Here is an 11,748-nt window from a genome sequence, read left to right as displayed (position 1 = left end):
GCCACCCCGCCAACACCCGTCGCGAGGAGCCCCGTTGCCGTTCACCCTGAGCCACGCGGCGGCGGCACTGCCCGCACTGCGCCCCGACGGGACCGGTCGGGGCGGACTGGTTCCGGCCGTCCTCGTGGCCGGAACCTTCGCACCCGACATGACCTATTTCGCGGCAAGTGCCCTGTCCGGGGCGATGGAGTTCGGCACGTTCACGCACTCCCTCCAGGGCGTCTTCACCGTGGACGTCCTGATCGCCTGGACCCTGGTGGGCCTCTGGCTGCTCCTGCGTGAGCCACTGGTGGCCCTGCTGCCCCGCGCCCGGCAGTCCGCTCCGGCGACCCTGCTGCGCTGCGGAACCCCCCGCGCGCGGCTGAGCCCGGCCCTGGCCGCCCGCTGGTACGCCTCCGCCGCGCTGGGAGCCCTCACCCATGTCGTGTGGGACGCGTTCACCCATCACGACCGGTGGGGTCTACGACTCTTCCCGGCCCTGGACCGGACCGTGGCCGGCTTCCCCCTGTACTGGTACCTCCAGTACGGCAGTTCGGCGGTGGCGGCACTGGTCATATCGGCGTTCTGCGTACGCGCCCTGCGCCGCCTGCCTGTATCGACCGCCCCCATGGGCGTCCCGGCCCTTTCCCTGCGGGACCGGTGGTGGGCGCTGGCCGTGATCGGGGGCTGTGTGACGGTGGGCGCGCTGCAACGGGCTGTGCGGTGGTGGGCGTACTGGGGCTCCACCGCGAAACCCTGGGAACTGATCCCGACGCTGTGCTTCGGAGCGGGCGCCGGGCTGGTGCCGGGTCTCGTGCTCTACACCGCGTTCGTCAGGCTGCGCCGCCCGGCCCCGACACGGGATGCTCCGCGGGAGGCCGAGTTCCCACTCCCCCGCTGACGGCCCCCTCCGCCGCGACGAACACCGTCATGGCGGGCACTGGCCGGGACCGGGGCAGCAGGGTGAGAGCCAGCTCGCGGAGCCGACGCGGCAAGGACTCCCCTTGCCCTCGGCGGAGACGCCGCCGCAGGCGTGCCGTGAGGCCGACAGGAACACGGGCAGTGCTCGCACCGACCGCGTGGGCCGGCACCGGGGGGCGCAGGGAGTACGGGGCCTGCTCGACGCACACCTGTAGGGGTGCCGTCCGGCGGTGAAGCATGCGTATACCCATGAGCGCATCCTGGCCGGGGGGTGCGGTGAGGGCGCGGTATGGGGTCCACGCGGGTGATGTGTGCGCCTAGGGGGGGTGCCGGGTGCTGTGGTCGGACGGGGACGGGTCCGTCGTGGCTGGGCGCGCAGTTCCCCGCGTCCCCGCTGCGCTGGGCTTGGGCCGGGCGCCTACGGGGGTGCCGGGTTCTGTTGTTGGGCGAGTGCGGGTGCGTCGTGGCTGGTCGCGCAGTTCCCCGCGCCCCTGAGGAGTTGCAGTTGACCTGCGCCCCCACGGGCCGTTGGCCGCCCGCGTCCGCCCCCACCGGCCGTTCGCCGCGTACGGCGCGCAGGGGACGGGGTGGGGGGTGTCCGCCCGCAGCGGCCGGCGTCCGGAACCGGGCGACTGCTCAAGGGACCGAGCCGCCGGACCGAGGACGGACACCCCCCACCCCGGCACCGACCCACCCACCAAGCCGGATGCGCTACGCACGCCCCCACCGGACAGCAAGAGGCCGCCGCAGGCCTCCAGGGGCGCGGGGAACTGCGCAAAACGCCCGCCCCCACCGAACCCGCGGACAAAAACGGCCCAACCGCCGGAGGCTAGTGCGCTGCGGACTCCCAGTCCGCCCCATCCCCCACCGAAACCCCCAGCGGCACCCGCAACCGCACCGCGTCCGCCATCCCCCGCCGCACGATCGACTCCGCGGCCTCCCGCTCCCCCGGAGCCACCTCCAACACGATTTCGTCGTGGACCTGCAGAAGCATCCGCGAGGCGAGCCCCGCCTCCCGCAACGCCCCGTCCACCTTGAGCATCGCGATCTTCACGATGTCCGCCGCCGTGCCCTGGATCGGCGCGTTCAGTGCCATCCGCTCGGCCGCCTCACGCCGCTGGCGGTTGTCGCTGTTGAGGTCGGGCAGATACCGCCGGCGCCCGAAGAGCGTCGCCGTGTACCCCGTGGCCCGCGCCTCGTCGACCGCCCGCCGCAGATAGTCCCGCACCCCGCCGAACCGCTCGAAGTACGCGTCCATCAGCGCCCGCGCCTCGCCCGCCTCGATGTTCAGCTGCTGCGAGAGCCCGAACGCGGACAACCCGTACGCCAGCCCGTACGACATCGCCTTGATCTTGCGCCGCATCTCCGCGTCGACCTGGCCGGGCTCGACCGCGAAGACCTGCGACGCGGCGGTGGTGTGCAGGTCCTCCCCCGACGTGAAGGCCTCGATGAGCCCCTCGTCCTCGGAGAGGTGGGCCATCACCCGCAGCTCGATCTGGCTGTAGTCCGCGGTCATGAGGGACTCGAAGCCCTCCCCCACCACGAACCCGCGCCGGATCGCCCGCCCCTCATCCGTGCGGACGGGGATGTTCTGGAGGTTGGGGTCGGTCGACGACAGGCGTCCCGTCGCCGCGACGGTCTGGTTGAACGTCGTATGGATACGGCCGTCCGCGGCGATCGTCTTGATCAGGCCCTCCACGGTCACCCGCAGCTTGGCCTGCTCCCGGTGCCGGAGCATGATCACCGGCAGTTCGTTGTCCGTCTGGGTCGCCAGCCACGCCAGCGCGTCCGCGTCCGTCGTGTAGCCGGTCTTCGTCTTCTTCGTCTTCGGCAGGCCCAGCTCCCCGAAGAGGACTTCCTGGAGCTGCTTGGGCGAGCCGAGGTTGAACTCGTGCCCGGCCGCCGCGTGCGCCTCCTTCACGGCCTGCTGGACCGCCCCGGCGAACATCTGCTCCATGGCCTCCAGGTGGGCCCGGTCGGCGGCGATGCCGTGCCGCTCCATGCGGGCCAGCAGTTCGGAGGTGGGCAGTTCCATGTCGCGCAGCAGGTCCGCCGCGCCGACCTCCTCCAGTCGGCCCGCGAAGGCCGTCCCCAGGTCGAGCACGGCCCGCGCCTGGATCATGAGCGCCTCGGCCTCGGCCCCGTCGTCCGCCCCGAAGGCGAGCTGTCCGTCCGCCGCCGCGGCGGGCGCCAGCTCCCGGCCCAGGTACTCCAGGGACAGCGCGTCCAGGTCGAAGGACCGGCGCCCGGGCTTGACGAGGTAGGCGGCGAGCGCGGTGTCCATGCCGACTCCGGCGAGGGACCAGCCGTGCTCGGCGAAGACCCGCATGGCGCCCTTGGCGTTGTGCAGGACCTTGGGCCGGTCGGCGTCGGCGAGCCAGGCCACCCACGCGCGCTCGTCGGCCTCGTCCAGCTCGGACGGGTCGAACCAGGCGGCCGCCCCGCCGCCCGCGGCGAGGGCGACCTCGGCGACCGATCCCGTGCCGAGCGCCCAGGTGTCGAGCGTGGCGATGCCGAGGGGCTGCTGTGCGCCGTGCTCGGCGAGCCAGCCGGCCAGCTCGCCGGTGCCGAGCACCGTGCCGTCCACGGCCACGCCGGGCGCGGCGGCGGGGGCGCCCTCGGCCTCCTCGGCGCCCGGGTCCACGGCCAGCAGCCGCTCCCGCAGGGAGGGGTTCCTGATCTCCAGGGTGTCGAGGATCATCGCGAGGGTCTTGCGGTCGTACGGCAGGCGCTCCAGGTCGGTGACCGTCTTCGGCAGCTCCACCGTGCGCACCATCTCGGTGAGGCGGCGGTTCAGCTTGACGGACTCCAGGTGGTCGCGGAGGTTCTGCCCGGCCTTGCCCTTGACCTCCTCGACCCGCTCGACGAGCTCCGCGAACGAACCGAACTGGTTGATCCACTTCGCCGCGGTCTTCTCGCCGACGCCGGGGATGCCGGGGAGGTTGTCGGACGGGTCGCCGCGCAGGGCCGCGAAGTCGGGGTACTGGGCGGGCGTCAACCCGTACTTCTCGAAGACCTTCTCCGGAGTGAACCGGGTCAGCTCGGAGACGCCCTTGGTCGGGTAGAGGACGGTGGTGTGCTCGGAGACCAGCTGGAAGGAGTCGCGGTCGCCGGTGACGATCAGCACCTCGAAGCCCTCGGCCTCGGCCTGGGTCGCGAGGGTGGCGATGACGTCGTCCGCCTCGAAGCCGTCGATCGCGAACCGCGAGACGTGCATGGCGTCGAGGAGCTCGCCGATCAGCTCGACCTGGCCCTTGAACTCGTCCGGGGTCTTGGAGCGGTTGGCCTTGTACTCCGTGAACTCCTCGGAGCGCCAGGTCTTCCTGGACACGTCGAAGGCCACCGCGAAGTGGGTGGGCTCCTCGTCGCGCAGGGTGTTGGCCAGCATCGACGCGAAGCCGTAGATCGCGTTGGTCGGCTGGCCGGTCGCGGTGGTGAAGTTCTCCGCGGGCAGCGCGAAGAACGCGCGATAGGCCAGCGAGTGCCCGTCCATGAGCATCAGGCGCGGGCGGCTGCCGCCGGGGCTGTTGTCGGTCTTCTTCGCTGCTGTCTCTGCCACGCCCCCGATCCTGCCACGCGGCACTGACAGTCGGCTGCCACGGTGAGCCCGGCACCGCCCACGAGCTTCTCCGGGGGCCGGTCGGCGTCGTAACCGAGGTGAGGCGAGGCGCCCCCGGAACACGGGACGCAAGCTGTGGCCCCCTCCCGTCCCCGGCCCGGGGGGTGATCGTTGTCACCGCCCCGTGGGAGGATCGGGAACGTACTCGCACGTGTAGGCGAAGGAGAGTGCGCGATGGCCACGAAGCCGCCCAAGGGTGATCCGGTTCAGGACGCTCCGCAGGTCACCGAACCGAAGCACGCGGCGGCCGGCCTCCCGGCCATCGGCCACACCCTGCGCATCGCCCAGCAGCAGATGGGCGTCAAGCGCACCGCGCTCACGCTGCTGCGGGTCAACCAGAAGGACGGCTTCGACTGCCCCGGCTGCGCCTGGCCGGAGCCGGACCACCGGCACGCGGCGGAGTTCTGCGAGAACGGCGCGAAGGCGGTCGCCGAGGAAGCCACCCTGCGCCGGATCACCCCGGAGTTCTTCGCGGCGCACCCCGTCGCCGACCTCGCGAACCGCAGCGGCTACTGGCTGGGCCAGCAGGGCCGGCTCACCCACCCCATGTACGTCCCCGAGGGCGGCACCCACTACGAGCCGGTCTCCTGGGAGCGCGCGTTCGACATCGTCGCCGAGGAGATCGCCGCCCTCGACTCCCCCGACGAGGCCGTCTTCTACACCTCGGGCCGCACCAGCAACGAGGCCGCGTTCCTCTACCAGCTCTTCGCGCGCGAGCTCGGCACCAACAACCTGCCGGACTGCTCCAACATGTGCCACGAGTCGTCCGGTTCGGCGCTCAGCGAGACCATCGGCATCGGCAAGGGCAGCGTCCTGCTGGAGGACCTCTACAAGGCCGACCTGATCGTCGTCGCCGGCCAGAACCCGGGCACCAACCACCCCCGCATGCTCTCCGCCCTGGAGAAGGCCAAGGCGAACGGCGCGAAGATCATCAGCGTCAACCCGCTGCCCGAGGCGGGCCTGGAGCGCTTCAAGAACCCGCAGACCCCCCAGGGCATGGTCAAGGGCGCCGCGCTCACCGACCTCTTCCTCCAGATCCGCATCGGCGGCGACCAGGCCCTCTTCCGCCTCCTCAACAAGCTGATCCTGGAGACGGAGGGCGCCGTCGACGAGGCCTTCGTCGCCGAACACACCCACGGCTACGAGGAGTTCGCCGCGGCCGCCCGCGCCGCCGACTGGGAGGGGACGCTCACCGCGACCGGGCTGTCCCAGCAGGAGATCGAGCAGGCCCTCTCCATGGTCCTCGCCTCGGAGCGGACCATCGTCTGCTGGGCCATGGGCCTCACCCAGCACAAGCACTCCGTGCCGACCATCCGCGAGGTCGTCAACTTCCTTCTGCTGCGCGGCAACATCGGCCGCCCCGGCGCCGGCGTCTGCCCGGTCCGCGGCCACTCCAACGTCCAGGGCGACCGCACCATGGGCATCTTCGAGCGGCCCGCGCCCGCCTTCCTGGACGCCCTGGAGAAGGAGTTCGGCTTCGCCCCGCCGCGCGAGCACGGCTTCGACGTGGTCCGCGCCATCCGCGCCCTGCGCGACGGCGAGGCCAAGGTCTTCTTCGCCATGGGCGGCAACTTCGTCTCCGCCTCCCCCGACACCGAGGTCACCGAGGCCGCCATGCGGCGCGCCCGGCTGACCGTGCACGTGTCGACCAAGCTCAACCGCTCGCACGCGATCACGGGCGCGCGTGCCCTGATCCTGCCCACGCTCGGCCGCACCGAGCGTGACGTCCAGGGCAGCGGCGAGCAGTTCGTGACCGTCGAGGACTCCATGGGCATGGTGCACGCCTCCCGGGGCCGCCTGGAGCCGGCGAGCGGGCAGTTGCTGTCCGAGCCCGCCATCGTGGCCCGGCTCGCCCGCCGGGTCCTCGGCGAGAACAGCGCCACCCCGTGGGAGGAGTTCGAGAAGGACTACGCCACCATCCGCGACCGCATCGCCCGCGTGATCCCCGGCTTCGAGGACTTCAACGCGCGCGTGGCCCGCCCCGGCGGCTTCACCCTGCCGCACGCCCCGCGCGACGAGCGGCGCTTCCCCACCGCCACCGGCAAGGCCAACTTCACCGCCGCGCCCGTCGAGTACCCCGAGCTGCCCGAGGGCCGGCTGCTGCTCCAGACACTGCGTTCGCACGACCAGTACAACACCACGATCTACGGCCTCGACGACCGCTACCGGGGCATCAGGAACGGCCGCCGGGTCGTGCTGGTCAACCCCGAGGACGCGCGCGGTCTCGGGCTCGCCGACGGGTCGTACGTCGACCTCGTCAGCGAGTGGAAGGACGGGGTGGAGCGGCGGGCGCCCGGGTTCCGGGTCGTGCACTATCCGACGGCCCGGGGCTGCGCGGCCGCGTACTACCCCGAGACCAACGTCCTGGTGCCGCTGGACGCCACCGCCGACACCAGCAACACCCCGGCCAGCAAGTCCGTCGTCGTACGTCTGGAACAATCGGCGACCGACTGAGCGTTTGCTCAGCCGTAGGCAGCCGTAGCACACACGATGAACGGAGCCCTGGCCCATGGGTGAGCAGCAGCACGTCACGTTCCCGCAGGAGGTCATCGACGAGTACGCCGCCCTCGGCGTCGACCTCGTCGCGATGTTCTCAGCCGGACACCTGGGCACGCGCATGGGCGTCGAGATCGTGGAGGCCTCCGCCGACCGGGTCGTGGGGACCATGCCGGTCGAGGGGAACACCCAGCCGTACGGGCTGCTGCACGGCGGCGCCTCCGCCGTCCTCGCCGAGACCCTCGGGTCGGTCGGCTCCATGCTGCACGCCGGCAGCTCCAAGATCGCCGTCGGCGTGGACCTCAACTGCACCCACCACCGCGGGGTCCGCTCCGGCCTCGTCACCGGCGTGGCCACCCCGGTGCACCGGGGACGCTCCACCGCGACCTACGAGATCGTGATCAGCGACGACCAGCAACGACGCGTCTGCACCGCCCGCCTGACCTGCCTGCTGCGCGAGGCCCCGGCCCGCTAGGTCGTGTCCGCAAAGTGTCGGCGTCGTTGGTCTGTTCGTGGTGCGTCGTCATGAGCTGACTGATGAGTCGTGGGCGGTGATCGAGCCGTTGCTGGCTCCGGCGCGGATGGGCCGTCCGGTGCGGGATCGCCGCCAGGTCATCAACGGGATTCTGTGGAAGCTGTCCACGGGTGCGGCCTGGCGGGACCTGCCCGAACGCTACGGGCCGTGGAAGACCGTCTACGAACGCTTCCGTCGCTGGTCGGCCGACGGAACCTGGGACCGCCTGCTGGCCCATGTCCAGCAGCACTCCGATGCCGTCGGCGCAGTCGACTGGACGGTCGTGTGCGTCGACTCCACCACCGTGCGCGCCCACCAGCACGCGGCCGGGGCCCGAAAAGGGGGCTTTGGCCCGGCGAGGCGATCGGCCGGTCCCGCGGCGGACTGACCACGAAGATCCACCTCGCCTGCGACGGACAGGGCCGACCGCTCGCCTTCACCATCACCGCCGGCAACGTCAACGACTGCACCCAATTCGAGCAGGTCATGGCCCGCATCAACGTCAGCCGGTGCGGGCCGGGCCGCCCCAGAACGCGGCCGGAGCGGGTCGTCGCGGACAAGGGCTATTCGTCCACGAAGATCCGCGCCTACCTCCGCCGACGAGGCATCAAGGCAGCGATCCCGGAACGGATCGACCAGATCAACGGCCGCATCCGCCGCGGCGAGGGCCTTTGCCGACTCGACCGGACCGCCTACCGGCGCCGCAACGTCGTCGAACGCTGCTTCAACAAGCTCAAGCACAACAAAGCCCTGGCCACCCGCTACGACAAACTTGGCCGCCACTACCAAGCCCTGGTCACCCTCGCCTGCCTACGACTCTGGCTGCCCTGACATTGCGGACACGACCTAGGCCCTGCCGGGCGGATCGGGTCTGCTTCAAGCGGGGGGAATCGGCACCGACGCCAACGCCGCAAACCAGCCTGATCCGCCGGAGGCCCCGGCCAAGACCCCGACCCCGGGACCCGCGCACCGGCTGGGCACCAGCCCCCCGCTCCCCTACCGTTTCCCCATGAGGTCGGCCTCATGACCGGGATCGGTCCCGTCGAGCCAGTCGACTCGACGGACACGGGGAAGAGTCAGGACGTCATCGGCGCCGACGCGCCCCGGCTGACGGATCGCTGGAGCGCGTGGTGGGACGGGCTGACGCCACGCGCCCGCAAGGCCCTCGCGGCGACGGCGGCCGCCCTGCTCGCGGCCGGAGTCCTCCTCCCCCGCGCCCTGCCCGAGGACCCCCGCCCCGAACCGCCCGCCACCCCCCTCCCCTGGCCCGCCAACGTCACCGCCTGGCGCTACCTCGGCCCCGCCGGACTCCCGGAGCCCGCCGGCACCCACCCCACCAGCGGACGCTTCCGCTTCGCCGTCGACGTCAGCCACGGACCGCCCGTCACCCTCCAGGTCACCGGCGCCGCCTTCCCCGGCCTCAGCGCCCACGCCGTACCCGAGGCCTTCACCGTGCACGCCGGCACGACACACCGGGTCACCGTGGAGATAGCGGTTTCCGACTGTTCCGGCCTGCCCCGTAATGCCGACCTACCATTTCTTGACGTAACGCTCCGTAACGCGCGCGCAATACAGCACCACAGCTTCATCTTCGGCCGGGCGTACTCCCACGACCTTTTCCAGCTCCTCCGAGACGCCTGCTCGCCGACATCGCCGCCACAGGCCGGACGGCCAAGCGGAAGTGCAGGTTCTCAAAATGCGGACTGAGGGGAAATTCCGCCAAAACGGCTGAGAGCCCCCTCCGCGGAAGCCCACCATCCACCACGTCATAACAAGAAAGTCACAAGCCAGTGCACAGCGATGCCGCTGCCTGCAAACCGGGCTTAGAGTCACGGCCAGTCACCGCTCCATCGGGAGTTCGGTAAAGCGCGGGCACCAGCCGCACCCACGAGGGCGCGCGTGCCTGCGGAAAGGACTGATTGTGCGACGTTCCATGGTGATCCTGACCTCCGTCATGGCGACGGGGGCTCTCACACTCACCGCCTGCGGCTCCCGAGACGACAAGGGCGGCGACAGTGACAACGGGGGTGGCACCACCCTCACCATCGGCGTGGACGCCCCGCTCTCCGGCGAGAACTCCACCACCGGTCTCGGCATCCAGTACGGCGCCCAGATCGCCGTCGACGACGCCAACAAGAACAAGCTCGTCCCCGGCGTCACCTTCAAACTGAAGGCCTACGACGACAAGGCGCAGCCGGCCACCGGCCAGTCCAACGCCACCGCCATCACCGGCGACAAGACCGCCGTCGGCGCCGTCGGCCCGCTGAACTCCGGTGTCGCCCAGTCGATGCAGCAGGTGTTCGCCTCGGCCAACATGGTCGAGATCTCCCCCTCGAACACCAACCCCGCCCTGACCCAGGGCAAGGACTGGCAGACCGCCAAGAAGCGTCCTTACAAGACGTACTTCCGCACCGCCACCACCGACGAGCTCCAGGGCAGCTTCGCCGCCGACTACGCGTACAACGGCCTCAAGAAGAAGAAGGTCTTCGTCGTCGACGACAAGCAGACCTACGGCGCCGGCCTCGCCAAGATCTTCAACGAGCAGTTCAAGAAGCTCGGCGGCACCGTGGTCGGCACCGACCACGTCAACACCGGCGACAAGGACTTCGGCTCCCTCGTCACCAAGGTCAAGACCTCCAAGGCCGACCTGCTCTACTACGGCGGCCAGTACGACGAGTCCTCGCTGATCACCAAGCAGCTGAAGGACGGCGGAGTCAAGATCCCGCTCTTCGGCGGCGACGGCATGTTCGCCTCCACCTACATCGAGACCGCGGGCGCCGCCTCCGAGGGCGACCTGGCCACGGCCGTCGGTGTCCCCGCCGACACCCTGCCGGCCGCCAAGACGTTCATCGAGACGTACAAGGCCAAGGGCTACAAGGGTGACTACGGCGCCTACGGCGCGTACTCCTACGACGCCACCACCGCCATCATCAAGGCCGTGAAGGCTGCGGTCGACGCCAACGGCGGCAAGGTCCCCAGCGACATCAACGCCCTGCGCTCCTCCGTCGTCGACAACGTCCAGAAGTCCGACTTCGAGGGCATCTCCGGCAAGGTCTCCTTCGACGAGTACGGCGACACCACCAACAAGCAGCTCACCGTCTACCAGGTCACCAAGGGTGCGTGGAAGGCCGTGAAGACCGGCACCGCCAGCTAGTCCCGGCCTCGACGGCAACAGCACCACCTCACCACGGGCCGCGCGGAAGGGGACCCCGACCGCGCGGCCCTTGCCACACCCCACCCCTGCACACCACCAGTGCACACGACCACCAGCGACAATGGAGGCCACGCGGTGAACACCCTGCCGCAGCAGCTGGCCAACGGGCTGCTTCTGGGCTCGATGTACGGGCTGATCGCCATCGGCTACACGATGGTGTACGGCATCGTCCAGCTCATCAACTTCGCGCACGGCGAGATCTTCATGACCGGCGCCTTCGGGGCCTTCACGGTCTACTTCTACATCCTTCCCGACGGCGTCTCGATGGCCGTCGCCGTCCCCCTGATGCTCGTCGGCGGCGGCATCGTCGCGATCCTCATCGCGGTCGGAGCGGAACGGTTCGCCTACCGGCCCCTGCGCGGAGCACCACGGCTCGCACCGCTCATCACCGCGATCGGCCTCTCCCTGGCCCTCCAGGAAGTCGTCCGCAACTTCTACCCGCACGCGGACCGCGCCGTCGCCTTCCCCGGCCTCGACGCCACCCACGAGATCGGCTCCGTCACCATCAAGGACGCCGACATCTTCCTGATCGTCGCCGCGATCGTCTGCATGTCCGCGCTCGCCTTCTTCGTCCGCAAGTCCCGCACCGGCCGCGCCATGCAGGCCACCGCCCAGGACCCGGACACCGCACAGCTCATGGGCATCGACACCAACCGCATCATCGTCATCGCCTTCGCCATCGGCGGCTTCTTCGCCGCCGTCGCCGCCGTCGCCTACGGCCTCAAGTACGGCAACATCGACTACCGCATGGGCTTCCTGATGGGCCTCAAGGCCTTCACCGCGGCCGTCCTCGGCGGCATCGGCAACATCTACGGCGCCATGCTCGGCGGCCTGGTCCTCGGCGTCGCCGAGACCCTCGCCTCCGCCTACATCGACGGCATCCCCGGCATGGACAAGCTCGGCGGCCAGAGCTGGGCCAACGTCTGGGCCTTCGCGCTCCTCATCATCGTTCTCCTCGTCAGGCCACAAGGCCTGCTCGGCGAACGCGTCGCGGACAGGGCGTGA

7 protein-coding genes and 1 pseudogene are annotated in these 11,748 nt (G+C 70.6%); 7 read left to right on the top strand and 1 reads right to left on the bottom strand.

All coding sequences use genetic code 11. The features are described from left to right. The first annotated feature begins 34 nt into the window (after positions 1–34). Positions 35–880 carry a DUF4184 family protein gene (locus OHN19_RS32515; protein WP_330267615.1) on the top strand — a complete coding sequence of 282 codons (846 nt, stop codon included), beginning with the start codon at positions 35–37 and terminating at the stop codon, positions 878–880. An 849-nt stretch (positions 881–1,729) separates the two neighbouring features. Here OHN19_RS32515 and polA read toward each other — a convergent pair. After that, positions 1,730–4,459 carry a DNA polymerase I gene (gene polA / locus OHN19_RS32510; RefSeq protein WP_330267614.1) on the bottom strand — a complete coding sequence of 910 codons (2,730 nt, stop codon included), beginning with the start codon at positions 4,457–4,459 and terminating at the stop codon, positions 1,730–1,732. 234 nt (positions 4,460–4,693) lie between these two features. Here polA and OHN19_RS32505 point away from each other — a divergent pair, with 234 nt between their 5' ends. The 6 genes and pseudogenes from OHN19_RS32505 (at position 4,694) to OHN19_RS32480 (ending at position 11,748) form a co-directional block, all read left to right on the top strand. After that, positions 4,694–6,973: an FdhF/YdeP family oxidoreductase gene (locus OHN19_RS32505; protein ID WP_330267613.1), complete on the top strand. Its 2,280-nt coding sequence runs from the start codon at positions 4,694–4,696 to the stop codon at positions 6,971–6,973. Between the two features lie 55 nt (positions 6,974–7,028). After that, on the top strand, positions 7,029–7,490 hold the full coding sequence (locus OHN19_RS32500) for a hotdog fold thioesterase (RefSeq protein ID WP_330267612.1): 462 nt from the start codon (positions 7,029–7,031) through the stop codon (positions 7,488–7,490). A 40-nt stretch (positions 7,491–7,530) separates the two neighbouring features. After that, positions 7,531–8,360 (top strand): annotated as a pseudogene (locus OHN19_RS32495) (IS5 family transposase). Between the two features lie 192 nt (positions 8,361–8,552). Continuing rightward, positions 8,553–9,236, top strand: a complete 684-nt coding sequence (locus OHN19_RS32490; protein ID WP_330267611.1) for a hypothetical protein — start codon at positions 8,553–8,555, stop codon at positions 9,234–9,236. A 226-nt stretch (positions 9,237–9,462) separates the two neighbouring features. Continuing rightward, positions 9,463–10,683: a branched-chain amino acid ABC transporter substrate-binding protein gene (locus OHN19_RS32485; protein ID WP_330269763.1), complete on the top strand. Its 1,221-nt coding sequence runs from the start codon at positions 9,463–9,465 to the stop codon at positions 10,681–10,683. Positions 10,684–10,818: 135 nt separating this feature from the next. Beyond that, positions 10,819–11,748 carry a branched-chain amino acid ABC transporter permease gene (locus OHN19_RS32480; RefSeq protein ID WP_330267610.1) on the top strand — a complete coding sequence of 310 codons (930 nt, stop codon included), beginning with the start codon at positions 10,819–10,821 and terminating at the stop codon, positions 11,746–11,748.

Origin of the sequence: Streptomyces griseorubiginosus (assembly GCF_036345115.1) — a bacterium.
Taxonomy (GTDB): Bacteria; Actinomycetota; Actinomycetes; order Streptomycetales; family Streptomycetaceae; genus Streptomyces; species Streptomyces griseorubiginosus_C.
Note: the sequence above shows the minus strand (reverse complement) of the source record. Positions and strands in the feature narration are given on the sequence as shown.

Excerpts from the sequence above, each read along its gene's own strand:
- OHN19_RS32505 (WP_330267613.1), top strand. The coding sequence starts at position 4,694 with ATGGCCACGAAGCCGCCCAAGGGTGATCCGGTTCAGGACGCTCCGCAG.
- OHN19_RS32500 (WP_330267612.1), top strand. The coding sequence starts at position 7,029 with ATGGGTGAGCAGCAGCACGTCACGTTCCCGCAGGAGGTCATCGACGAG.
- OHN19_RS32490 (WP_330267611.1), top strand. The coding sequence starts at position 8,553 with ATGACCGGGATCGGTCCCGTCGAGCCAGTCGACTCGACGGACACGGGG.
- OHN19_RS32485 (WP_330269763.1), top strand. The coding sequence starts at position 9,463 with ATGGTGATCCTGACCTCCGTCATGGCGACGGGGGCTCTCACACTCACC.